Here is a 24461-nt window from a genome sequence, read left to right on the forward strand (position 1 = left end):
AAAATGGTTTTTAAAATGTGCGGCGCAGATGGATGAGCACGCCCGATCCACTATATAATAGTTTGCCCTGATCGGTAGCGAATGATCCACCAACGCTGGTTTTCTGATCAATGGCGCGTTCTGTCCGCAAAAAGAACGAAAATTGATGGACCGGTTCGAAGCGATCGACATACGGACGATGGAAGTGGCTACCGGTCGATTTGCCGAATTCGCTGGTTGCGAAAGTACCGAAGTGCCGCGCCAACGTGATTTTTGTTAGTACGTGCCACTGATATAGCCTACCACTGGCGCCGATATGTCCGGCAACCACCCGGTTGCTAATAAAATAGTCTTTCGGATAATGTGCCTGCCCTGGCCTAACGGAGGCCGCCGTTGGAATAAGCGGGCTCCCCATACCGGTGCCGAGATAGGACCATCCTTCCATATACTCGGAGTTATTATAATAGTCTTCATCCCCCGAACTGGTCGGCTTTGACCAAGGGTAGCCGGCTTGGTCTTTGGAGTAGAAAAACTCAAACAGGAGCTTCTCCCAATCCCAATTTTTAGGACTTTTGGGTTGGTAACGATTGTTTTTCATTGTGATTCCGTTAAGACCATCGGCAATATTGGCCAGTTTAGAGATTGCACCTACGTCGTAAAAACTTTGGCGATAGAGCATCAAACTTACCGGTCCAAAATTGTAGGAAGCCCCTAAATCGATAGATCCTTGATGGTTGCCTACCTTGGAACGTGGGATCGGATTACCCTTACCCCCGTACGCTTGTCCTAGTGTTACATGGGTTAGGGTTTGAAAGAAGTTGAGTTTGTAGTCTTCGCCATACCGTTTTTTTTCACCTCCCCATTGGGCCTGATGGTTGAAGCCCCCGTATAGCTGTAGGCGCCAAGATGGCTTGCCGAGTCGCCCATACAACGATTTCTGATGAAGGAATGTCTCGACGGCGTAATCGCTTGTAGGCACTCGAAAGGCGCTGGGATTCATATCCATTTTGCCCATGTAGCCGGTCGCAAAATTTCCTTTGAAGGACAACAGACCACCGAGCCAGGGTAGTCGATAATAAGAAGGAATGCTGATTTCGAACTTAGGAACGCCAAGTGCATTGCCGGAAACGGAAAAATTGCCGGACGTCAGGACGGTATCGCCGTTCAATCCCATGACATCTTTACTTCTTCCTACGCGCGCTTCAAACATAGCAACCCGCATTTTGACATGAGCCTCTATCAATTGTCCCTGAAATTTGCGCCCCGCATTAACGCGTCCTTCTATGGCGTAGCCCCAATCGACAACAGGGGAATTGGGTGTGCTCTTTCCTTGCCATTCGACCGTGCGGTAATCCTTAAATGCCCGGCCCAGAACGCTTACTGACGCTCCGCTAAGCGGTATAGAACCGTATTGGTTGGAGCGCATCCACAAAGGGACACCCTTATTGTTAATGTAGCCCGATTGCAATTCCACGGAAAAATTGTGCCGGGAAAGGCTGTCTTGTTGCGCATAGCCTATGTTCGCTAGGCTGAGAAGGTAAAATCCGAGAAGGTGTACGATAGTCCGTTTTTTCTTATCCATAGTGCTTTATACTTGTCAAGCTATCCACGTTCGTATTGTTAGAAACACGAATAAGCCCGTTTACTATTCGCCGATGGCATAGTAGTGAAATCCTAAGTTGACCAGTGCTATTTTGTCCAGCAGTTTCCGTCCGTCAAAGATGAAGGAAGGCTTTTTCATTTGTTTTTTGATGCGCTCCCAGTCGTACGATCGGAATTCGTCCCATTCGGTCAGGATCGCTACAGCATAGGCGTTCGCAGTAGCGATATACGGATCATTTTCGACCCGGACGAGGCGCCGGTTGTCCGCAGGCGTACGTGACCCTAGGCTATCCAAATCCCGATAAACCTGTTCAGCCGAAACTTTGGGATCGTATACGACAAGCTGTGCTTCTTCGGCTAACAGATGATCGGCTACGTAAATAGCAGCTGATTCCCGAGTATCGTTCGTATCTTTTTTGAATGCCCAGCCTAATACGGTGATTTGCTTCCCGTTGACCGTATTGTACATCGTTTTGATAATGTGTTCGGCAAAACGCATCTTCTGGTGGTCATTGAGCAAAATGACTTGCTCCCAATAGTTCGCCACCGCGTCCAGGTGATACGAACGCGCAATATAGACTAGGTTGAGTATGTCTTTCTGAAAGCACGATCCTCCAAAGCCTACTGATACTTTCAGAAATTTAGGTCCTATACGGCTGTCTTTGCCAATGGCATGTGCTACTTCTTCTACGTTGGCTCCTGTTACTTCGCAGAGTTCGGAAATGGCATTTATGGACGATACACGCTGTGCCAGAAAGGCATTTGCTACAAGCTTGGAAAGCTCGGATGACCACACGTTGGTTGTCAGAATACGTTCTTTCGGTACCCAAGCCTCGTATATCTGTGCCAGTGCTGCAATCGCTTCGGGATGTTCTCCTCCAATCAATACGCGGTCGGGAGCATGAAGATCCGCGATGGCTGTTCCTTCTGCAAGAAATTCGGGATTCGACAGGATGTGAAAGTTAACACCGTTCCCGGTGTTGTCCAATATACTTTTTAGGGCTTCGGCAGTACGCACCGGTAGGGTCGATTTCTCGACAACAATTTTGTCGGATGTCGCTACCTCGGCAATCTGCCGCGCACAGAGTTCGATAAATTTGAGATCTGCAGCTTGCCCACGTCCTTTGCCGTAGGTTTTAGTTGGCGTATTGACCGAAATAAAAATCATGTCCGCTTCTGCAATAGCGCCGGCCACATCGGTAGAAAAATGGAGATTCCGTCCCCTGGCTTCTTGGACGACCTGGGCAAGCCCCGGTTCATAAATAGGCAGCTTGCTGAGATCCTCGTCGTTCCAGGCGCTGATACGCGCGGTGTTCAGGTCGACTACCTTTACTTGGATAGCTGGATTTTTTTGCGCAATCACAGACATGGTCGGCCCGCCGACGTAGCCGGCTCCGATACAGGTAATTTTTGTTATGTTTTTCATCATGGTTCAGTCTGATTGTTTTATCGTGTGGTAGAGGTTAAATGACGAGGCGCGATATTGCCGGAGAACGGATCACGATACCGCCCCATCTTCGCTTTGAGGATCAAGTAGAAGAACGGTAGATCGTCTACCATATAGCGCTTCCATAAGCGGCGCGGTTCTTTTAGTAAGCGGTAGAGCCACTCCATGCTCAGCTTCTGCACCCAGCGAGGTGCGCGTTGGAGCGTACCCGCCTCAAAATCTATGGTAGCACCCAACGCCATGAATACTTGTATATTGGGCATGAGCTCTTTGTACGCAAAAATCCATTTTTCCTGTTTCGGCGCTCCGACGCCCACAACTAGCACGGTGGCTCCTGATGCATTGACCTTGTCTACGATGTCCAAACACTCTGCTTCGTTTTTTTCGAATCCATAACTGGGTGAATGTGCGGCGACCACCATCGAGCGTCCCGCTTTGCGATTGATGTTTTCGGCAGCCTTTGCGGCTATACCTGGAGCGGCTCCCAATAAGAACAGGCGGATATGCTCATGGTCTTTGTGATGGGCGCAGTAGGCCGGGAAAAAAGTCGATCCGGGAATGACCTGTCGGACAGGATTTCCCAAAAAGCGAAGCGCGAGCTGCACGATATTGCTGTCACAGATGATCCATTCCGTTTTGCGGTAAAGTTCATAGAAACCTCTGTCCTTTTGAAGTTTCATCAAATGATCTACATTAGGCGTGATCAGCACGCCTCTTTCTAATTGTTGCAACAGGCTTGGCAATTCGATATTCAGCAACTCAATGTTTAATATTTTATGTTTTTCCATAAGGTTTGGATTTATACGTTAGAACCAAATTTCTTCCGCAGTTTCACAAAGGGCATTTCCACCCGATAGTAGGAAAAAAGAGATAGACCCACGGTGAGTAACACCACGAAAGCTTGCCAGGTCATACCGAACTTAACGAAATGATAGCTCGCTAGCGGAATGGCGAGCCAATGAAATAGGTAGATGGAATAACTTAATTTGCCAATGTATACCAACAGGTCGTTACAGAAAAACATGCGATTAAGCCAGGAATTGCCGCCATAGATGGTAAACACGATTAGCGGTGCGAGGAACAGTCCCTGTAAGGAATACCGAAACGTTTCCCTGAACACATCGTCACGCCAGATAAAAGTGAGTAACAGGACGGCAATGGCTATAATTAGGACAAACCGGTTTCGCAAGAAGGCATAGGCTCTAGCGCTGTATCTGCTTTTGTAAAGCAAGTACGCCAATAGGGAACCATATAAAATGGAGTCGATCCGGGTGTGCGTGAGGGAATAGTTGTATTTTTCAAAGAGATGCGGATCGACCAGGCTGTTTGCGTAATGAATGCGTAAAAGTAAGGGGATAAGAAGAAGAAGCACCGAAAGCCCGATATGTAGCCCGGTATGTCTGTGCGTGGCAACCAAAAATACGGGGTAGAAGAGGTAATAATGTTCTTCTATGGATAGCGACCACAGGATCTTGAAAATGCTGTACAGGAGATGGACTTCCTGATAATTGATGAAATAAACGTAATAGTAGTTTTCTAGGTAAAACAGGGCAGCAAACAGTTGCGATGGAATCAGACCTACGCCATGTAACAGCAACACCAGTACAGTCAGTGCGGTGAAAAATAAAAGAGCCGGATACAGTCGAAATGCTCTCCGGATATAGAAGTTACGGAAGTTGATACGGGTTGATAATTGAAGTTCATGCAGCAGCAATTTGGCGATCAAAAAACCACTGATGAAGAAAAAGACGGTGACCCCAAATCCGCCGGGAACAAGATGCCCCAGGCCTATGTGCGAAAAGAACACAATTAGGATCGAGATGCCTCGGATACCGTCAAGTTGTTTGATGTTTTTATTGTCCAATTTCATAATGCATCGGTTATTTATCGTGTTTTTTATTTCCTTCTATTTTCTCGGTCGATCATGACCTTTTTGTAGCTAAATATCTTTTCGATGCCAATGAATAGGTTGCTTCTGTGTGCAAGTATTTTTTTTGCAACATACCCTTTTACACCAAATTTATGGGCGTTCGAAATGAAGTAAAGTACGGAGTATTGGTATTTAGATAAGTTATGTTTTCGGAGCAAGTCATTTACCCGGAGTGTTTCTTGGAAACGGGATAAAAAATAGGTCGGATTTACAGTGCTGACAATGCTTCCCTCCCGCACAGTTACAGTATAAATTGTTGCATCTCTCACGGTAAAAGAGGAGCAGAAGATGCCGCACAGACAGGAAAACCACATGTCGTTGCCGGCAATGACCTCGGCGAAACGGATCCGATTTTTTTCAATGAACGCTCGTCGGTAAACTTTCCCCCATGGTACGGAGTACTTGTAGCGTATATCTTCAGCGCCTTTCTGCCGATAATCGTTGATGAGCTGATTGAAGAAGAGGTGCCGATAACCGTCTCGATACGTCGTGGAATCGACGGAGTGCACATTATAAAATAACAGGTCTGTACCATAACTCGGGATACGATCAAGTTCCCTGGCAAAATCTGGCCCGAAAAAATCATCCGAGTCTGCAAAAATGAGGTAGGTACCGCGTGCATGTTCCAACCCGATGTTTCGACTGGCACCGGCGCCATTGGCATGTGGGTTTGTATACAAAGTAAAAGCATACCGGCCAGAGAGTTCCTGTAGTTTGACGCGTTCCTGATCGTGACTGCCGTCATCGACAACGATAACCTCCAGGTCGGAGCGAGATGGAATAGAATCTAGCAGTCTGTCGAGTAGATCTGCTGCGTTCTTATGGGGAATGATGATGGAATACAGCATGTTTATGAGGAAAAAATATGATTCATAATGTTTGTGGACAATTGCGCATATGTTTTTTCAGCCTGTTGGATTTTGGCGAGGTACACTTGTCTGTTGGTCAATATGCCGGCTAGCCGCGTCAGATTATCTGTAGGGGCCTGTTGGGTGTCCAGTAACAGCGGATGGAGTCCTGCGTCCTGAAAAATGCCTTTAATTTTAACATGTCGACCAATGTCAGTGACGATGACGGGCAGACAACCAAACTTGGCTGCCAGGAGGGCAACGTGTAGCCGGTTGGTGAGGACTAGAGACGCTGACTGATACTGGAAAGCGTCAGCAAGATCAATTTGCTCGGTCATAAAGGAAACCGGTGCAAACGATTTTATGTGGGTATAAAGGAACTCACTAAAGGTCGCATCAGAGGCTACTTGAAAGCTGACCTGAAAGCGATATTGCTCTTGATGTGCGTGAACGAACTGACTGAGAAGGCTGACTAAACTGTCCTGGTAGGTTTCTGTCGGGTGCTCGCTGTGCACGCCGTCGCGGAAGGATAGCATGATTTTAGGCGATTCGGCAGACGGAATGTCCATGTTCTGGGGATAAGTCGTAGGTTGATAACTCCAGCAGAGGTCGGGGAATAATTTCGCTTGTTTAATACCCATCGTTTGGACAAAACGAAGGGATATCGAATCACGGACATAGTAATGGCGGATGAAAAGTGCCCTGAACCGTTCACCAGCCTTGGCCATACGGCCGAGCGGACCGATAGAAAAGCCTATCTTAATGATCCGGACACCTAAAAGATATAGCAAAAGATAAAGACCTCCCGAAAGAAAATATTTGCAACCGGCCAGAAAGGAGTAGGTCGACTGATCGCCTGGAGGGGAGGCTAAAAAGTAGATACGCGTATCTTTCTGAAATACGGCGGTGAGCGCGCGTAAGAGCAGCTGCATGTGGAAATTGCCTGCGTACGCGGAGGAACGTTCCTCGGCTTCCAATGCGAGGGCGTCGGTGTAAAACAGGGGCATCCCCCCGGTACTGACAATGACCTTGCTGAATTTTCGGAAATAATCCAGCAGGCTTCTATTAATAAGCTGGTCTCCAATATTATGGTACTGCGTATAGCCTTTATAGTATAATATGTTACGCATAAGCGGCAATCGTTTTATAGTAATGGAAATATTCTTTTTCGATATTCAGTACGTTAAAATGCTCTGCAAATGCTACCCGCTTTCCGGAATGCGCCATGTTGTCTGAAGGGAGATGCGAAAGGGAAAGCAGAAGTTCGGATAATTGATGGATGTCCTCGACAATGTGGCCGGGTTCCACCTGTGATAGAAGTTCTGTAAGGCCACCGCCATCCTGCATGACGACGACCGGTTTTCCCAAGTGCATACATTCGATCGCTACCAATCCAAAAGGCTCAGATACGGAGGGAAAGACGCAAACATCCATGATCGACTGATAGGCCGTCACGTTTTTTTGGAAACCCGTAAACAGAACGGCCTCATTAAGCTGTAGCTCGTCCACCAGTTTCTTCAGGTTGTCCATCTCGGTACCGTCTCCTACCAATAACAGTCTGGCCTCTTGATTTTCCTGTGCCAGCTTGGCAAACCCCCGGATCAGATAATCGACTCGTTTCCAGTTGATAAATCGGCTGGTTGTGCCAACAATGAACTTTCCGCGTAAAAATGGATAACGTTCGTATACCAACTCGCTTTCGACCGAGAGATTGAATTGGACGCCATTATAAATGACGGCGTTGTTTGGGGCACGTAGACCTTTCTCTTGCCAATATTGTTGGGAATAGCGGGAATTGTTGACGATGCCGTGGCATTGTTTGTTGAGTTGCCAAACTTGAAACTGGGCCTTTAGCTTCTGATAAAAAGTTTGTTCCCGGCGAACGGCTCCAGCGGTATGGACCGTAAAGACGACCCGTGAACCGGATTGTGCGAGCGCGATGAGTAGGAGAGGCTTAAATATATGTAATTGTGCAATGTCGTAGCCTGAAACGATCGTACTTATCCGTTTATATTTGGCAATACCGATATCGAAGGGCTTTATGGGGACGTAAAGAATGTGTACCGGCAAGGCCTTGATACGTGGATTGGCTACTTTTTCTTCTCGCTGGCAGCATAAGATCGTAATTTCAAGCGCAGGGTTTTGTAGCTGCGCCTGCACCAGATAGAATAAGTAGCTTTCTATCCCCCCGAAAAGAAAATCGTGTACAACGTGGATGACCTTAAGTTTTTGCATAGGATATTTTCATGTTAGATAGTTTGGCTTGATAGAAAAGTTGACCTTTACTTAATATGTAGAGTGCTAAGCATAATGTAGGGATGGTGCCTAAAAGGGTGGATCCGGCTATATTTCCCAGAAATAAAAAGTAGATGTAGTACTTTGCATAACTAAATGTCGGAGGGACTTTCAAGCGGATAACGCGGTAGAGTATAATAAAGAAGAACAAGAGCCCGACCGCGCCAAAATACAGGAAAATCGACGCGTAACCCACATCAGCGGGTATCATCCCCTGGCTACGTCCGTTCTTATCGACGAAATCTCCATAACGGGATTTTCCTAATGAAAACATCCCGTTACCGAATAGGTCATTGAGGATATTTCGCGACACATCGTTAAAATAGAATTTGTAGGCCGCGATGCGGACGTTATCTTCCCCGTCCTCTTGCGATTCGAGTTCTTGGTTCGTTCGCTCCTGTAAGCCTTGGAATATGTTTGAAGCTATTATCGGCAGAAGGAAAATCAGTCCCGATAATACGAGTATCGATACCAATTTTTTGCCAAAGCCAGCTTCTTTTAGGTAAAGCAGTATACCTAAAAACGAACTGATGACGATGGCCTGCCGCCCTAGCTGAAGCACAATTGTCAAAAAGAACAACACGATCAGTGAGATCCACTTCCATTTTTTTCTGGAAGTTTTCAATTTATTGATCGCCAGGAAGAAGGCAAGATACAAAGGGCCTCCGCCTATTAATGTTAAACGAATTCTAGATAGGCCCCGATCTGTATCAATCTCTTTCCCGATTTCACCGTATCCGAGAAAAAGTCGGGTAGGGGCAGCGGCGAGTGCGAGATAAAAGCATAGTATAAAGATGGCGGTGAACCACCAGATGATGTATTCCGTTTCCTTCAATTTGAGGTTACGTTGTAATAGGTAGAAATACAATAGAAACGAAAAATAGGGTAGACAGGAGACGAGCGTATCTAGGATGTTCTGCCCCCAAGTCAGCATACAAACTATGGACGACAGCACGATAATGCCGGTGAAGATTCGAATCGGATTCGAGAAGACCTCGACATAGGTCGATTTAAAAAATCCTTTGGAAACGATAGCAAGGAGGTATAGGAGCACAGGATAGAAGACGAGCTTCCATACGTCGTCGGTAAAACCTATGGGTCTAAAAAGACGGACATATAGCATACAGAATAAGAGCACAAATCCGCCCGTGGCCGTTAATCTATTTCGTTTCTGCAGCAGTTCCATATATGTGTTAAAAAGTTAGAAATTCTTTGGCTTTAGTGCGCTGTACATGCAAAGCCTGCATAGGCTCTGCGTAGTCAATTTTCCACCCGGAAGGTTCGGGAAGTTCCTCTGAACTTTTTAGTACCCGCTCCGACAAGCCTAATTGGCCTACCAGGTTCAATACACGATGTGGATTGGACGTCTTGTAGACGCTGAAGAAATCTTTTTGGAAATTGATGGAAAAAGCCGTACCATGGAAGGAGTTGGTCACCACGAAACTGCACTTGTCTAACAGATCTAGAAATTCTTGTGGACCAAGATTGTCACGCGTGTACTCGATCTCTAGCTTTGTTTTGACCCGAAACAGGGAAACAATAGGAATCCGGAGCTGCTGGCTCACACGTTTGGCGATTGCAATCGTCTTGGCATCATTGTCGAACGTATACAGGAGCACAAACCGAGGAGGAAGCCCACCAATATGTTGCCGTAGGGACAGCCATTTTACGCTATCGAGAAGTAAGGTAGGATCTAAAACGACTTCCACATCGCGGCGGACGGGAAGCAATTGCTGTTTGAGGAAATCTTCACGTACGGCCACGGAATGATAGCCTTGTAGATACTGTTGGATCTGTCGTATCTCGGACGGGTTAAAAATACGCGCTCCAGCACTCGAGGCGTAAGCATATTTTCGAACTTTTGTGTTCGTTTCCAGAAAATAGACCGGATCGAGTTGCCCGCCTGTAAATTGTGGATTCCAGAGCTGGTCACTTCCGCTGATCAAGATGTCAAAATCTTTCGTTACATCTTGAAACGCTTCCAGGCTGCTGACGGCTTTTGTCTGCGGAATGTGGCGCGATAGAAATGCGTTGAATTTTTTCTCTTTCTCATAGTTTTTTCGGAGCAGATAATACGCGATAAAGTGCTTTGTATTCTGTTTGACAGATTTTTCCTTATCCCATAACCGATGTCTGTATTTTTTTGTGAGCGCGTCTTGGCGATAGTCGATGCAATAGCATGCGCTATAAGTTTCCTGAAGGAAATGACATAAGGCAAATGCTTGTAGCATGCCTCCATAGTTGTATACGTTATGAAAGGTGACAATTCCGATTTTCATTAGGCAAAAAATTTAGCAATGTGATCAACTTCTAAGCGAGGGGATGAGGCGATATCAAACGATTCGGGGAGATAACCTGCCGATATCACTAATCCGATCCGTTCATTGTCGGGAATGGATAGCAGCTTACGCAAGGCAGCATCCCGCTTGTGGTCGACGCTCCAATTTAAGGGACATGCACCTATTTCGTTGTGATGTAAGGCGTTGAGCAAAGACATGGCAAACATACCGGTGTTGATATAGGATTCGTTACGGTCGTTTACCCCTTGGAAATAGGAAATGTTGGCGGTTAGGATAAATAACGTAGTGGCCAAGTGTCCGAACCCTCTATTTCCGTACTGTAGCTTTAGGACCTCTTCTTTGATGGCTGGGTCGCTGACGACATAAATACGATTCAGCTGCCTGTTGCAGGAGGTCGGCGATTTCATCGCCAGCCTGATGCACTTTTGGATAACCTCCCGTGGGATAGGCGTGTCGGAATAATTGCGGCAGGAATATCGGGAAAGGGAAAACTGGTCGAAAGAGGCATCTTTATGCCTAAAGTATTCTGTCCGTGTAAAGCGTAGTTGCTGGGTAGCATTTCCGGCAGTTACCATGTGCTGGAATTGCTTGTACCGCTCCGCTAATTCTGAAGGTAACTCGAAGTTTCGCTCGGCATGGAAGGTGAAATATTCGGCCAGCACATTCGAGCTATGCTTAAATTCCATGCAGTTCACATCGTATCCTAACCGTTTGAACTGTGCGAGAAGATCCATCAGATCCATCACCACCGGTCCGCCGAAGCCGAGTCGGGTCTGGGGCATCGTCAATCCTTTTTCGATAACGTGATACAGGATGGTTAACCGGCCCTTGTAAGCGTCCTGGTTGCGAAATAGTTGTTTTACGTTGGATTGTTTGTAGAACCTGGTTAGGTCGTAAAAGTAGATGCGCAGAACACGCATATAGACCAATGCGTTTTTCCCGAGTAGTGTTTTTAAGCGATTCATACACTGAGTTTGATTTTTTTTCCTTTTATTTTTTTTATGGCCATCGTGACCCATGTTTTTTCGTTCGAGGTCATGCCTACCAGATAGATACTGGTTAGTAAAACGAGGGTATGGAGGACGACCGTACCCACCATCCTAAAGATGGAGAATGCTACTGTAGACTGCCATATGATGACCGTTAGGATCGGAAGAACGGCAACCAAGATTACCTTCGCCAGCACGTCGTTCAGAAACCTAGCGTACGATATACCAGAAATACGCCGACAGATGGACAGACGAAGCGAAAGTGAAATGATTTCCATGGCCGTGGATGCCAGTAGGACGTGAAATACGGAGGCTCCTAGATGCAAAAGCAGGTAGGCTATTGGGACAATAAGCATGACGGTTGTTCCGACAACACTTTGATAGAGCTTAATATTTCCGGTCGCTTGCACGGCTGACTTGATTCCGGTTGACAGTTGGTTGATCAATGCATTTACTAAGATAATGGTACAGAAAACTGCGGCTTGCGGAGGCACTTGTGCGAGCCAAATCGTGAGAACACCGTTCATTTCTGCAACGAGGGGAACAACAATAAAAAGCAATAAGAAGGTAGAACTTTTCGAGGATAATAAGGCCAGGCGTGTCATGCGTGGCCGATCTCCGAAGCCCTCACTTTTAACAATCTGGGGATTTAATGCCTTGCCAATGATGACGGAAAAGGACTGCAACTGCGCGTTCATCTGCTGCGCTATGGCATAGGTTCCATTGATGCCGACACCTAGAAAGCGGTTTAAGACGATAGCGATTCCTTGGCTGGATGCAACGTAGCAAATAGATCCAAAAAGATTCCAGCTCGCATAGGAAAGCATCTCTCGAAAGAGGTATCCCTCTTTCAGCCACCGAAATGAAAGCGCCGATTCCCGGTATTTAAGCCGGCACCACAGCGATTTGACAACACGTATCAGTATGGTGGTGATAACCACGCCCGTGCTGTATACGATAAGTTTGTGGCTATCGAAAAATGCGATGGAATACGCCGCCACAAATTTGAGTAGACTTTCTGCCATGCCAATGATGGCGTCGAAACGCATGTCTTCTTTGGCGTTTATTAGGGCGTCGTACGGAACGGCATTAATGGTGAAAAAAGTGCTGATGACCATGAGATGATAACACCAAGCCGCGTCAGAAATTCTGTCGGCTGGTATATGCAGAAATCCGTGAAGGAGCCAAAAGCTTAACGATTCCAAAAGGAGTACGATCCCCATACTAATCAAAAAGTGAATGCTGACACTGCTGTTGAAAATTTTGTTCAACTGCTGGAGGTCGCCGCCGCCAAGGTGGAAAGAGAGATAACGCTGCGTGGTGATGGTCATGGCCCCGTTGATGAAGGTGAGCATCAAGATGACGCCGGCAATGAGGTTGTAGATGCCAAAATCTGCAATTCCCAAAGAGTTTAATAGTAGCCTGGTGGAATACAGGGTAACGGCTGCGGAAAAGATCAGTTTGCCGTATAGAAATGCTGTATTGTGGATAACCTTCTTTGCGTGCTGTGTCATGATTGATGTGAACCTTTTCGTATATTATTTTTGTTTCCAGAATTTCCACCAAGGCTGTCTCTTCTCTTGTCCGTAGTCACCATAGCCGTACCCGTAGCCATATCCGTACTGGCGTTCATAAGTTCCTTTGGCTTTCAGATCGTTGATGACAAATTGTATGGGTTTTATTTTCCCTTTTTTCTCCAGATCGTTGGGAATGTATAACTGATCCTTGTAGGTGAAATCCTGTCGGATCACGTATAGGCAGACGTCGGCATAACGATTTAACAATTGGGCGTCGGTGACCAATCCGACAGGAGGAGCATCCATAATGATGTAATCGTATCGTTCCTTCAGCTCATTCAGTAGGGATTGTGTGCGAGGTAGTACCAGGAGTTCGGCGGGGTTGGGCGGAATGGCTCCGGCCTGAATCAAATCGACTAGTTCGTGTTTGCCTGAGGGGGTGATAATCGATTCAATGTCCATTTCAGGACGTACAACATAATGAGAAAACCCTTTGCCGGCCGGCAATCCAAGTTTGGCGGTTAGGGTAGGCTTGCGTAGATCGAGTTCCATCAAAACGACCCGCTTATCCAGTAACGCCAACGTGACGGCGAGATTTAAGGCAATAAAAGACTTTCCTTCTCCCGACATGGACGAGGTGAACAGAATTGTTTTTCCGCTTTGTAGGACGAATTCCAAGTTAGTACGGAGAGCACGAAATTGCTCTGCAATGGGGGAACGTGAGGTTTTGCTGACGACCACCTGCTCTTGAGTAGTATTGTGGGCGATGGCGCCCAATATCGGTATCGTGGTCTTAGCCTGGATGTCTTCAACGGAGCGGATGCGGATATTGAGCATATCTTTCAGGTATAAGGTGCCCAATGGCATTAAAAGCCCCAGGAACAGGCCAAGTGCGTACATCAGTTTTCTCTTGGGCGCGATCGGAAATTCTTCCGCTTTTGGAGAATCAATCACTTTCGAATTGGGGACATTTGCTGTGCGGCCAATAGCTGTTTCCTCCCATTTTTGTTGGAGAAAGAGATATTGCTCTTGTTTTATTTGTTGCATTCTCGCCAGATCAATAAAGCCGCGTTCGATCGAAGGCACTTCGGCAATCTGGCTGGTTAATTGATCGCTTCTTTGTTGCTGTTTTTGTTGGGCCAATTCCAACTGTTTGCGCGAGTTGGCGATATTGGTGACCATATCTGCACGCAGCCCTTCCAGCTGTTTATCGATGTTGCGAACCATCGGGTTGTCAACCGTGTTGCCCAGTAAAAGACGATCCCGTTGCAGGATGAGTTCATTATATCTAGGGATGAACGTGTTGAAGGCGATATCCTGAGGAATGATGGAGGATGGAACGACGCGTGGGCTTTTGTCGTCATGCAGATACGTAGAGATAGCGTCTAATATGGCAAGTTGTGTCTCTGTCTCTGCCAATGATTTTGTATACGCCGCCGAGGTTTGTAGCAAGATCTTACTCTGCTCGGAAATATCGGCCAGCTGCGTACTTTTCTTATACCCGGATATGTTGTTTTCTACTTGGGCCAGCTCGGCGGTGACAGAACGCAAACGGGCGCTGATAAAAGATAAAGTAGAATCGGCTACTACATTTTTATCGTGCAGGTTGCGTTCGACATATTTTCGGATCAACGTTTGTAGGATCTGTTCGCCCCGTTTGGGCAAAGCTTCGGTCAGTGTGAGGTCGATCGTGGAAACATTTTTGTTGGTCACTTCTACACCGAGGGATTGTGACAAGTGTCCCACGGCCTTTCGAACCGGGGTGATCGAAAACCCAAAAACTTCGTCTTTCGATCCGTTGAAATCTTGTTTAATCAACTTAACCTTGCCGATTCCCTGCAAATCGAACATTTCATCATAAGATGTAGAAAATACTGTATCTGTATTAGAAAGTTCTAGTTTATCGCCTGTCAAACGGCGTACCTTAAGGATTGTCCCCTCCGATATTGAATCGGGATCTGTCAAAAGAAGGACATGGAAGGGGACATGGACCACAGGGACATTATGGATCTGACCGGCATTGAAGTAGCCAATAAAAGAGCGTTCGGCAAGTACTGCTTCCCGGAGGAGATCCCCGGTTTTCAATACTTCAACTTCATTGTCCACGGAATTCTTGGTGCCCATCAGACTGGAAAGATCCAACAAAGCGGATGGTTCGAGTAGTCCCCCACCTTTTTTATCGTCTGATACGAGTAGTTTTGCTTTGACCATATACGTGGGGGTTGTATAGCGCAGGTAAAAAAAGGCTAGTGCGACCCCGATAAGGCCACAGAGGACAAACCAATACCAATTTCGGAGGATTCGTCCGATGAAGGTCAGTAAATCTTTATTGTCTGTTTTCGTTTCTTCAAACGTGAGCTCGTCTTCCCAATTGTTCATTGTCTTCATATATAAAGAGGTGCTAACAGCTTTATGGGCTAGGTTGATGTATAAAAATTATTCAAAGAAGTCTTCGTTGACGAAAATATGTCCTTAGCGAACGCGTGTGAACACCACCACGAGCAGAGACACAAATGATCCCAGAAGAGCGAAGGTCTGCGTGCGCGCGGCATTGTTTGCCGAAGCTTTTGCTTTTCCGGGTTCAACGTATATGACGTCATTCTGCTTGAGGTAGAAATAGGGGGATTGAAATAACTTGCTGTCGTTTAAATCTAATCGAACAAGTTCCTTTTTTCCATCCTGGTCGCGTACCAGTAGTACGTTTTCCCGTCGTCCATAGATCGTCAGGTCGCCAGCGAGCCCCAATGCATCGAGTACCGAAACTTTCTCGTTAGGCATGCTGTACGTAGCGGGACGGGTAACTTCGCCAAGGACGGTCACTTTGAAATTAGCAAAGCGTACGAGCACGGTCGGATCTTTGTAGTATGTTTCGGCGAGTTCCGTGATCAATTCCCTCGCTTGGTAAGTGGTTAATCCCTTGACCGGGATTTTTCCAAGCAGGGCCATATGTATAAATCCGTCCTTGTCGACGAGATATCCCGAGACTAGTTGATTCCCTACATTACTGGCGGAGCTGGCGCCCACCGCCTGAACGGGCAAGGATTGATTGGCCACGGCGGCAGAAGTCGGGTCAATCGTCTGGATCGTTACGCTCAGGATATCGTCTCTTTGAATAGTGGGCTCATGGAAGGAAGACGCTTCTCTGATCAAGCGTGTGGAATCTACAGGAAGATCATTAAAGTAGACAATTTTTTTGACCGAGCATGCTTGGGTCAGCAACAGACATACTAACCAAGCTAGGGTTCGTCGTTTTTTTTGGAATAGGTAAATGAAAATTTTTTCCATGTTAATATGTGTTTGTAAGTGTTGTAGGATCAGGGTTGTGAAATGGGAATGATGTGTCCGAATAAATCTTGGTTCTTGATGGAGCACCTTTTTAAACAGGCGGACAAGTCCTGTGTGGTAAGCGCTCGTTTTATGACGTTGACATGTCGTTCATGGTGTACATCGGTGCCCACCAGGTCGATCAAGCGTTTCTCAATCAGTCGACTTGCGGCCTGTTTTTCATTTTTGCCGTAATAGCCGGTAAGCGAAAGTAGGTTGAGCTGCAAAAGACAGCCTAAGTCGCGCATGCGTTCGATGGATTCGGTAGAGCGATGATAGAATACATAACGTTCGGGATGGGCCAAGACGGGTTTGTATCCTAAGGTTTGTAATTCGAAGATGTTTTTTTCGATGGATCGGCTTTCTTGCATATAAGACATCTCGATCAAGACGTGCTTGCCCGGCAAGGCAAGAAGGTTGACATTGTCTTGTGCCAGTTGCTGGTCGAAGCAAGAATCCACCATATACTCAGCGGCGTATCCGCCTTGTAGCGCTATATGGCGGTCCACCTGTTCAAAAGCATGTTTAATTCGCGCGGGTGTATTGGGATACACTTCTTGGAAAACGTGCGGAGTGAAGTAAAATTTGGTTAATCCTAAGTTCATCAGCTCGTCCAGTAGGGTCACACTTTGCTCGACCGATTTACTGCCATCATCAAGCTCCGGGAGGATGTGTGAATGCATATCAACATCCATCCATCGAAGGTTAAATTTGCGGGAACTGGGTTTAAAGATTTGCCACATGTGTCTTGTTTAAGGGTGTGTTAATCAGAGCGTGTAAAAAATGCGTGGAGATTAGAAATATCCGGCCGGAGCGACCGGCCGGTATATTCCCCTACAATCACAAGTTAACACTTGAGCTCTTCTATATCTCGTCTCCAAGCCGGGAGCACCTAGTCCTGCAAGCTGATGCTCAACCGCGCTTTGGAAACTGTTATTTTCATATGTGTATTTCATTAATTAGATATGCTTTCCAAAAAGTTAGTAAGCGTTTTTTTCACCTCGAAGCATATTGATTGCGGTCATGCAAACGATTTTAAAATCTAACATGGCTGACCAGTTGCTCAGGTATTCTAAATCGTATTCGACCCGTTTAGCCATAAGTCCTGGATCTTTGGTTTCACCTCGGTAACCATTTACCTGTGCCCAGCCAGTAATGCCTGGCTTTACAAAATGACGTACCATATAGTGTTGAATTAATTGACTATAATGTTCCGTATGAGAAAGCATATGGGGGCGAGGGCCTACGACACTCATTTGTCCGAGGAAAACATTGATGAATTGAGGAAATTCGTCAAGATTTGTCTTCCGAAGAAACTTGCCAATAGGCGTGATCCGTTTATCATCCTTAGACGCCTGTTTAGCGTGGGAGTCTTTGTTGACTACCATACTTCGAAATTTGTAACAACCAAATGATTTATTATTTCGTCCGGATCGAGGCTGTCTGAAAAATATGGGGCCTGGACTTTGTATTTTGATGATGATACCTATAATAGGAATCATCCAACTTAAAATGAAAAGGATAACAACCGATGAAATAAGGAGATCTACCAAACGTTTTTTTATGCGGTTTTCCATGGTTGACATGGGTTCTTCATGCGATTTCAGTACGGGTAGCTGCATGGTCAAGGCATCCTGACGTCCGCTGCCATACGATATACTAGCAGTCATCGCCGGGACGAAATTGAGTTGTACACACTCGTGGTCGGCTGCTAGGATAAGCTCTTTGCTCACGTCCGTAATATCCGGTGAGCTAATTAAGAACACATCATGAATTCCCGCTTTTGAGACTTCCTCAAAGTACCGTTTAAAGCGGGCAAGCTTTTCTTCCCTGCTGGTTTCGGAAACCGGATCACGGTATGGAATAGTGTCTACACTAAAGAATGCATGTTGTCTCGAAAATGCTCCCGCAACAGAGCCCAGATAATCATCGTGCCCGATTAATGCAATACGTTTATACCAATTAAAACGTTTAGGCAAATTTGTATAAATATAGGTCAGGAAAAACCTCGAAAGTACACCGTAAAGAACGACAAAACTCGATACTGCCGCCAAAAACCAGCCGATACCGGTAAATGGGTGACCTATCCATGCGAAGCCGGTGAATATCAGCAAAAAGGTAATGGTTGTACGAAATGTCGCTCGAAATACATATTCGATATGTTCCATGGTTTTATCACTATATAATTGCAATAACAACGAAACAACGAGTGCAACCAGATTATACATGGTCCACAGTGAGAAATAATTACTGGACATAGCTTCTTCTGCGTTAGCCAACCCATAGGAGGTGGCCCAGGAATAAGCTAATATAAAAGCAAGGTTTAAACAAAGTGCGTCTGTCATGACGAGCAACATTTTAATACAAGCTAACACGCGATTTTGAACATATCTTTGCATAATACACTGATTTAGTTGATTCAACCTTTCGCGTTCAAAAGAAGTGTAGTGAAAAAAATAGATGAAAAATTATCCTATTATTCAATGTTATATTGAATAACGATAGTGTAATTGCTCGATGTTTGCTATGTTTCTCTATTAGAAAAATATAGGCAATAAGCTTTCGGGTAGGTGTTGAAACCTTTTGTTAACTGACAGTCAACAGCAATTACGCTAGATACCGTTCTTACAGATCGGCGTTAAGTCGTATGGATTCCTTTTTCTTTCTTTTTTTTGTTTAAGTTTAGTACACTAATTTTGTTCACGTTTTTCATAGCGGTAGTGTTTATCGTCTGATGATTTAATAAACAACTACCTTTTTGGCAGTGTTATCTGCCTCTCAGTGTAATTTGTAGATTGTAGACTCAAATATACAAACATTTAACAAAAATCAAACCAAAACCTATGTTGTTTACAATAATTTTTTGATTTCTTTATAAATTGTACATATAGGAAGCGTTTTTGTTAACAAATTTGCAGCTGGTTGCTAAACAACTATGTTGTATTTGGTCTTTTATTGCTGATTTTTAAATTTTTTTTGTGAAAATGTAGTAAAAAAAGGATCCGGTGGATCTGGGTTGGTGGAGATTTACGGCTGGGTGGCTCTGGATTTAGGTGTTAATAGTAAATATGATAGAAAAATCCCCCGTGATGTCTAAAATTAGGACGGTATGATTGAAAAGTGTATGGAATCGGTACTCGTGAATTGGGATTTATGTGTTAGTTTAAGGCGGTCGCACGTATTGTAGAATCTTAGTAAACGGTCGGTGTTAACTAAAAACGAAGTATGGAACGGATGGCTCCCTTCCATACTTTCACCTATGAAATACACTCTTATAGTAAGAATGTATTTCAAAATTCGTGATTTTCCTTGCGTTTATCCTGTGCTTACCGGAAAATATCGTGTATTTATTTCTATATTAAGTCTGGTATATACGAAATGTCGATGGGGTTTTTCCGGTATGCTTCTTTACGAAGTGCCGAAAATTAGACTCCTCCGTGAAACCCATGCTGTACGCTATTTCGGAAATAGACATATCCGTATTACGGATATAGCGTAAAGCTTCTTTTACGATCACGTCACGAATAAGTTCTCGCGCAGTTTTTCCGACAACCCGCGTACATAACTGGGAAAGCTTCCGGGGGCAAATATTCAGTCTGTCTGCGTAAAACGCCACGTTTTGTTCTTTCCGATAATTTTTATGAATCATAACGGTAAAGGTATTGACGGTACCAACGCCCGGTATAGTGTTCAACATGGTTGTCTGACCGAACTTATTTTTTGTTTGTAGACCGAATAGCAGCAGTGATTCAACGAAATTGTGCATGGCTGCTTCGTAAAGCTCGGGTGGAGCAATACGATACCAGTTGAGTTTCTCTAACCATTTTTGTTGCATAAGTTCTTCGTTCTCGCTAATGGTACAGGTTTCGAAGGATTTCTCTGACCCAAAAAAAAGCTCGGAGTTTAAAATGACCGTATCTTTAGAAGACTGTTCGTAAAAAGATGCTGAGAACGTCAGCATAAATCCGCCAAGGCCTGTGTAGCTAAACCGTACGTTTTTCCCGGGGCTGATAAATACGAGGGTGTTTCCCGCGACCTGATACTTGTCGTTATTGATCTTTAGCGTCGTGGTCCCGGCTGTTTTAATAATGGTGAAGAAGTCCGGAGCAGTAGATAATTGTCCGCATAATTCACTCTCGCGTTGACCCTCTAGCTTTTTTAGTTTAAAATGAGATGAAATACTTTCCATAGGTGTGATATTAAGTTACATCTTGTTTTTTTAGGCTAAACCGATTTTATCGATATCCCGCATAGCGTTTTAAACAAAGGGATTGCCGTTCAAAGCTTGTTGATTAATGTGTTTATTTTTTGTTTTTCAAGTATGATTTTGTATTCAATAGGTTAAATGTTTTTTTAAAATTTATATTTTTATCTTGAAATAAACATGCGATAATTGCATCTCTGAATTGTGGTCTAATTCAGACTAAAAGTATTTTTTAATATATTTATTATTAGGTATTTATGTTGTTTGATGTCGTTTTATTATTTGAAATAACCATCGCTAATTAGTACGTATTAATACGGTAAAGTTTCCTTTGCAACGATAAATTTATTGGTTCTGTGTGAAAAAAATGTTAGATTAGTTGAGTGAAATTGTAGTCTGAATTAAACTACTTATTATTTATACTTATTTTAGGGTCAGCTACATAACTTAAGATAATGCCATGAAGTTTAATTTTATTTTAGACAGACACAAAGCCAAAACAAGTGCAATCACCCTGTGTGTATGGGATCACCAAGGGCTTGAGCACCGATTGAAGACACCTTTACGTATCGCTCCTGCGATGTGGGACGTAGAGAAATGCCGGCCGATGAATATTTATCTGAAGCCAAGCAAAAGGGTGAACATGCGTTTAAACCGTATAAAAATTGCCGTACACGAGTATTTGAATGATGTGCGAACGAAGAGGCGAAAATTTTCCCTGATGGGGCTAGGGAGAGTGGTAGCGAAGAGTGCTTCCGAAGCACAGGCATCGTATCCGGAAGGTACGCTGTTGTATTTCGTCGACATGTATATCCGCTCCAGATCGCACCTCATTTCAAACGCGACTCATAAGCGCTATGTTGTGTTTCAGCGCTTATTGGAGCGTTTTGAAGGCTATCAACAGAAAAATCTATATTTGAAAGAAGTGAATGCAGAGTTTGTGCAGCAGTTTATGGCCTTTGGGGAACTTGAACACTACACACACAGTACGATATCCCGGTCGATACATTTTATCAGGACGGTTCTCAACTTTCTGGAAAAGAGGGGGATGCGGACTTTTGTTTACGAACTGGAAATCCCGAAACAACGAAAGATCAACCGCTTTGTTACGCTGAGTGAGGACGAGCTCGTCCGCATTGACAAAATGGAGGTGCCCGAACATTTGAAAGCGGCTAAAGATTGGCTAGTCATCAGTTGCTATACAGGGCAACGGGTATCGGACTTTCTGAATTTTAATATGGATATGCTCGAAGTGCTTGACGGACAACAATGCTTGTCCTTCGTGCAGCAGAAAACGCATAAAAATATCCTGTTGCCGTTACACCCTGCTGTATCCATAATCATGGCCCGCAATGGAGCAAATTTTCCGGCGCGGATATCTCCACAGAGATATAACGAAGCGATAAAAGAGGTGGCCAAGTTGGCGGGCATTAACGCTCTGATCCAAGTGTTTAAACGACGAGGATATCGGTCCAGTTTAGCGACAGTTCCAAAATGGGAAGCGATCACCAGCCATATCGGCCGGCGGAGTTTTGCATCCAATTTTTATGGGAAAATTCCAACCGCATTGTTAATGGAGGCAACGGGGCACAGTTCGGAGCAAATGTTTCAGCGTTACATCAGCAATGTGGATACCGAACGTACACGCACCCTAGGTAATTATCTTGAGGAGGCCTATAAACGTAAGTTTTTAGTCGCTTAATAGCAACAAAATCGTATGTTTTTAAACCTTAATTGATTTCGGAAACGTGTCAAGCGGATTTACTATGCCTAATTTTTCTCGGGTGAGCGGTTTAATCCGTTTATACTCTGATGATTTATAGCTTGTCTGGTTGAGGAAAAGCTATAAATCAGAAGCGCGGTCGTATAAGGACTGCTTAATACGACAACACGGTGAAAACAATCTTTTTGTAATTATCTTTTTCGTAGAGGACGCCGATGTGTTTTCGACCCGTTAGCACGAGATCAGAATACGCTGTATACGCACCTTTATAGCCGGTTGGAGCTTTGGCAATGACCTTATTTATCTGCCAGGTCTTCCCTTGGTCATTTGAAATGCGTAAGGTGAGATTGTCGCGGTTTTGTTCATCAGCAGCATTACATACGGCCAAGATGTAGCGCCGTCCTTTCCGCCAGGACAATGTGCTGCCTTGGTTGACAGGATCGGGTAGACTTTTATCGTAGAACGTCGTATCCCATGTCGCCCCGCCGTCAGAGGAATAGCTGACAATACGATTACGTACATGACCTTGTTGATTGCGGGTGTTCATGTACAGACCTTCCGCAGATATTTGGGCTGCCATTGTCTCGTTACTACCTTCGAACGAAATGGTCTCGGCAAGCTTGAACGTCTTCCCGTGGTCGTCGGAGTAAAATGCGTGCGCGAAGTAATCTTTACCGCTTGGTTTGGGATTGCTCTCCGAATGGTTGGCAGGAATATACAAACGGCCCCTGTACATGCCACTTTCAAACTGCAAAGCATGTCCTGGGGTATTAGCGTAGGCGCGCCAGTCATCCGTAAAACGATATGCGGTATTGATATGCGGCTGTCTGGGCCTGTGTACCTGCGCTGTGATATTTACCGGACCAGACCATGTTTTAGCCCCATCCGTGGAGGTGATGTACCACACCTCACGGATCCCTTTTCCTGCACGGATATCGTGTTCGTGGGTGTTGCCCGTATTATAGAACAGGAACAAGCGGCCGTTGGGATATTGTGGATCGTGTCGGTCGAGGACCGGAGCGGGATTTCCAGCTTGAAGCTTTTCATTGTCCACAGCGATGTGCAGCTTGCTCCATGTCCTTCCCTGGTCTTTACTGGTTTTATAAACAATGTCAACGTTGCCGTAGTCCCCGGCGTGGTCCACACGTCCTTCACAGAAAGCTATTAGTTCTCCATTTGTGTTTTTGACAATGGCTGGAATTCGGTAACTGGCATATCCTTCCTGGCCAGCGGTAAATACCGCGAATTCTTGTGCCTGTACAAACAAGATCGTAATAATAGTTGATAGGGTCAGTATGATTCGTTGTATCATGTGGTATAAAATTAATAGGAATGGATCGCTAGCCCGCTAGCCGTACTTGCGTTCGGTCGGCAAGTTTAAACCAAGCTTTACGCTAGCGAAATGCCGATTAATTAAGCGCAATGTATTTGTTTTTCTTACCAAGTATAAACCCATAGCCAAGGCCAATATACACATTTCGTCCTACAGTAGAAGTGTGATATGCCGACTCGGATAATATGGCTCCGTCGGAAGTTGCCCGAAGCTCAGCAGTGGAGCTCTGTAGGGGTTGCTGGTAGCTCCCCCGAAAGACGAGATAGCTTTTTGGGGTGACATAGAATTCGGTCGTCAGGCCAAGATCAGCTTTAATAAAATCTGCTTCTTGTCTATATGATAGCGTAATTCTGCGTCCCTGGTCATCCTTGGTTGTCCGACTAGAGTTGCGTTCCCCGACGTAACAGGCATAGCCCAAGCCGACACTTGGCTGGATGCTCCAACGGCTGGTTTCGATACGATAAAGGACGCCTCCTTCGATGCTGGGATAAATGCTAGGTATCGGTTCAAACAATTCGCTAAAAAAATCTTCTATAAACTGACCAAAGAACCCAGTCTTATAAGACTCCGTCCGTTTTTCTTCATAAAGATCTACGCGTAGGCCAGCGTACCAACCAATTTGTTTTGAAAATAAATGAGAAGCGCGGAAGGCAAACGCTGGCACAACATCTGGACGACTGCCAAGCAGAGCTGAGTTTTCGCGTTTGACGGGAGCAACATCACCGTTTATTCCTCCGGAAAAATCCAGTTTAAAATACTTGTTGGTCATGGTCGAGTTGTCCTGTCGCTGTGCTTGGGCAGTGTTCACTTGTCCAGTTAGAAGAAGTAATGCGGTAAGTAAAGTAAAAGTATGTTTCATAGAATACGGATAAGTAATGGTTTGTTTTCCATAAAACGATACAATAGCGAGAATGCGACAGGTCCTTACCTAAGTTCTTTTTGAAATATGGTTTCGTATCACTCAATAGGT

Annotated in this window: 19 protein-coding genes; 1 reads left to right on the top strand and 18 read right to left on the bottom strand. The window is 45.1% G+C overall.

The window, feature by feature from the left end; all coding sequences use genetic code 11:
- Positions 1-10: 10 nt before the first annotated feature.
- From ACFSR5_RS17535 to ACFSR5_RS17610, 16 genes are all read right to left on the bottom strand, one after another.
- Positions 11-1561, bottom strand: a complete 1551-nt coding sequence (locus tag ACFSR5_RS17535) for a capsule assembly Wzi family protein (protein WP_380905770.1) — start codon at positions 1559-1561, stop codon at positions 11-13.
- A gap of 63 nt (positions 1562-1624) precedes the next feature.
- Entirely contained in the window at positions 1625-3010 is a 1386-nt protein-coding gene (locus ACFSR5_RS17540) for a nucleotide sugar dehydrogenase (RefSeq protein ID WP_380905771.1), read from the bottom strand.
- Positions 3011-3027: 17 nt separating this feature from the next.
- The gene (locus ACFSR5_RS17545; RefSeq protein ID WP_380905772.1) at positions 3028-3816 is read right to left on the bottom strand and encodes a WecB/TagA/CpsF family glycosyltransferase; all 789 of its coding nucleotides are present in this window, start codon (positions 3814-3816) and stop codon (positions 3028-3030) included.
- Positions 3817-3827: 11 nt separating this feature from the next.
- A complete protein-coding gene (locus tag ACFSR5_RS17550) occupies positions 3828-4898 on the bottom strand; it encodes an acyltransferase family protein (RefSeq protein WP_380905773.1) in 1071 nt (356 codons plus the stop codon).
- A gap of 26 nt (positions 4899-4924) precedes the next feature.
- Positions 4925-5806 (bottom strand): glycosyltransferase family 2 protein, encoded by an 882-nt coding sequence (locus ACFSR5_RS17555; RefSeq protein WP_380905774.1) that lies wholly within the window; start codon positions 5804-5806, stop codon positions 4925-4927.
- Positions 5807-5808: 2 nt separating this feature from the next.
- On the bottom strand, positions 5809-6936 hold the full coding sequence (locus ACFSR5_RS17560; RefSeq protein WP_380905775.1) for a polysaccharide pyruvyl transferase family protein: 1128 nt from the start codon (positions 6934-6936) through the stop codon (positions 5809-5811).
- A complete protein-coding gene (locus ACFSR5_RS17565; protein WP_380905776.1) occupies positions 6929-8041 on the bottom strand; it encodes a glycosyltransferase family 4 protein in 1113 nt (370 codons plus the stop codon). The genes ACFSR5_RS17560 and ACFSR5_RS17565 overlap by 8 nt, the downstream gene beginning before the upstream one ends.
- On the bottom strand, positions 8028-9287 hold the full coding sequence (locus ACFSR5_RS17570; protein WP_380905777.1) for a hypothetical protein: 1260 nt from the start codon (positions 9285-9287) through the stop codon (positions 8028-8030). The genes ACFSR5_RS17565 and ACFSR5_RS17570 overlap by 14 nt, the downstream gene beginning before the upstream one ends.
- A gap of 7 nt (positions 9288-9294) precedes the next feature.
- Positions 9295-10380, bottom strand: a complete 1086-nt coding sequence (locus ACFSR5_RS17575) for a polysaccharide pyruvyl transferase family protein (RefSeq protein ID WP_380905778.1) — start codon at positions 10378-10380, stop codon at positions 9295-9297.
- Complete coding sequence (locus ACFSR5_RS17580) at positions 10380-11366, bottom strand: nitroreductase family protein (RefSeq protein WP_380905779.1); 987 nt, start codon at positions 11364-11366, stop codon at positions 10380-10382. Before ACFSR5_RS17580 ends, ACFSR5_RS17575 begins: the two co-directional genes overlap by 1 nt.
- On the bottom strand, positions 11363-12904 hold the full coding sequence (locus ACFSR5_RS17585; RefSeq protein ID WP_380905780.1) for a hypothetical protein: 1542 nt from the start codon (positions 12902-12904) through the stop codon (positions 11363-11365). Before ACFSR5_RS17585 ends, ACFSR5_RS17580 begins: the two co-directional genes overlap by 4 nt.
- Positions 12905-12928: 24 nt before the next feature.
- Positions 12929-15295 carry a GumC family protein gene (locus ACFSR5_RS17590; protein WP_380905781.1) on the bottom strand — a complete coding sequence of 789 codons (2367 nt, stop codon included), beginning with the start codon at positions 15293-15295 and terminating at the stop codon, positions 12929-12931.
- Positions 15296-15379: 84 nt separating this feature from the next.
- Positions 15380-16192: a polysaccharide biosynthesis/export family protein gene (locus ACFSR5_RS17595; protein ID WP_380905782.1), complete on the bottom strand. Its 813-nt coding sequence runs from the start codon at positions 16190-16192 to the stop codon at positions 15380-15382.
- Between the two features lie 29 nt (positions 16193-16221).
- Positions 16222-16974, bottom strand: a complete 753-nt coding sequence (locus ACFSR5_RS17600) for a tyrosine-protein phosphatase (RefSeq protein WP_380905783.1) — start codon at positions 16972-16974, stop codon at positions 16222-16224.
- Between the two features lie 237 nt (positions 16975-17211).
- Positions 17212-18630, bottom strand: a complete 1419-nt coding sequence (locus tag ACFSR5_RS17605; protein ID WP_380905784.1) for an exopolysaccharide biosynthesis polyprenyl glycosylphosphotransferase — start codon at positions 18628-18630, stop codon at positions 17212-17214.
- Positions 18631-19589: 959 nt separating this feature from the next.
- The gene (locus ACFSR5_RS17610) at positions 19590-20420 is read right to left on the bottom strand and encodes a helix-turn-helix domain-containing protein (RefSeq protein WP_380905785.1); all 831 of its coding nucleotides are present in this window, start codon (positions 20418-20420) and stop codon (positions 19590-19592) included.
- A gap of 475 nt (positions 20421-20895) precedes the next feature.
- On the opposite strand from ACFSR5_RS17610, the gene ACFSR5_RS17615 reads away from it, so the two are divergent.
- On the top strand, positions 20896-22137 hold the full coding sequence (locus tag ACFSR5_RS17615) for a tyrosine-type recombinase/integrase (RefSeq protein WP_380905786.1): 1242 nt from the start codon (positions 20896-20898) through the stop codon (positions 22135-22137).
- Positions 22138-22312: 175 nt separating this feature from the next.
- Here ACFSR5_RS17615 and ACFSR5_RS17620 read toward each other — a convergent pair whose 3' ends face one another.
- Positions 22313-23470 (bottom strand): sialidase family protein, encoded by a 1158-nt coding sequence (locus tag ACFSR5_RS17620; protein WP_380905787.1) that lies wholly within the window; start codon positions 23468-23470, stop codon positions 22313-22315.
- Positions 23471-23567: 97 nt separating this feature from the next.
- Positions 23568-24350 (bottom strand): hypothetical protein, encoded by a 783-nt coding sequence (locus tag ACFSR5_RS17625; RefSeq protein ID WP_380905788.1) that lies wholly within the window; start codon positions 24348-24350, stop codon positions 23568-23570.
- Positions 24351-24461 lie beyond the last annotated feature (111 nt).

Source organism: Sphingobacterium suaedae (genome assembly GCF_042684625.1).
Lineage (GTDB): Bacteria > Bacteroidota > Bacteroidia > Sphingobacteriales > Sphingobacteriaceae > Sphingobacterium > Sphingobacterium suaedae.

Excerpts from the sequence above, each read along its gene's own strand:
- ACFSR5_RS17570 (WP_380905777.1), bottom strand. The coding sequence starts at position 9,287 with ATGGAACTGCTGCAGAAACGAAATAGATTAACGGCCACGGGCGGATTT.
- ACFSR5_RS17585 (WP_380905780.1), bottom strand. The coding sequence starts at position 12,904 with ATGACACAGCACGCAAAGAAGGTTATCCACAATACAGCATTTCTATAC.
- ACFSR5_RS17540 (WP_380905771.1), bottom strand. The coding sequence starts at position 3,010 with ATGATGAAAAACATAACAAAAATTACCTGTATCGGAGCCGGCTACGTC.
- ACFSR5_RS17590 (WP_380905781.1), bottom strand. The coding sequence starts at position 15,295 with ATGAAGACAATGAACAATTGGGAAGACGAGCTCACGTTTGAAGAAACG.
- ACFSR5_RS17535 (WP_380905770.1), bottom strand. The coding sequence starts at position 1,561 with ATGGATAAGAAAAAACGGACTATCGTACACCTTCTCGGATTTTACCTT.
- ACFSR5_RS17600 (WP_380905783.1), bottom strand. The coding sequence starts at position 16,974 with ATGTGGCAAATCTTTAAACCCAGTTCCCGCAAATTTAACCTTCGATGG.
- ACFSR5_RS17595 (WP_380905782.1), bottom strand. The coding sequence starts at position 16,192 with ATGGAAAAAATTTTCATTTACCTATTCCAAAAAAAACGACGAACCCTA.
- ACFSR5_RS17580 (WP_380905779.1), bottom strand. The coding sequence starts at position 11,366 with ATGAATCGCTTAAAAACACTACTCGGGAAAAACGCATTGGTCTATATG.
- ACFSR5_RS17550 (WP_380905773.1), bottom strand. The coding sequence starts at position 4,898 with ATGAAATTGGACAATAAAAACATCAAACAACTTGACGGTATCCGAGGC.
- ACFSR5_RS17605 (WP_380905784.1), bottom strand. The coding sequence starts at position 18,630 with ATGCAAAGATATGTTCAAAATCGCGTGTTAGCTTGTATTAAAATGTTG.
- ACFSR5_RS17545 (WP_380905772.1), bottom strand. The coding sequence starts at position 3,816 with ATGGAAAAACATAAAATATTAAACATTGAGTTGCTGAATATCGAATTG.
- ACFSR5_RS17615 (WP_380905786.1), top strand. The coding sequence starts at position 20,896 with ATGAAGTTTAATTTTATTTTAGACAGACACAAAGCCAAAACAAGTGCA.
- ACFSR5_RS17560 (WP_380905775.1), bottom strand. The coding sequence starts at position 6,936 with ATGCGTAACATATTATACTATAAAGGCTATACGCAGTACCATAATATT.
- ACFSR5_RS17620 (WP_380905787.1), bottom strand. The coding sequence starts at position 23,470 with ATGATACAACGAATCATACTGACCCTATCAACTATTATTACGATCTTG.
- ACFSR5_RS17565 (WP_380905776.1), bottom strand. The coding sequence starts at position 8,041 with ATGCAAAAACTTAAGGTCATCCACGTTGTACACGATTTTCTTTTCGGG.
- ACFSR5_RS17575 (WP_380905778.1), bottom strand. The coding sequence starts at position 10,380 with ATGAAAATCGGAATTGTCACCTTTCATAACGTATACAACTATGGAGGC.
- ACFSR5_RS17610 (WP_380905785.1), bottom strand. The coding sequence starts at position 20,420 with ATGGAAAGTATTTCATCTCATTTTAAACTAAAAAAGCTAGAGGGTCAA.
- ACFSR5_RS17555 (WP_380905774.1), bottom strand. The coding sequence starts at position 5,806 with ATGCTGTATTCCATCATCATTCCCCATAAGAACGCAGCAGATCTACTC.
- ACFSR5_RS17625 (WP_380905788.1), bottom strand. The coding sequence starts at position 24,350 with ATGAAACATACTTTTACTTTACTTACCGCATTACTTCTTCTAACTGGA.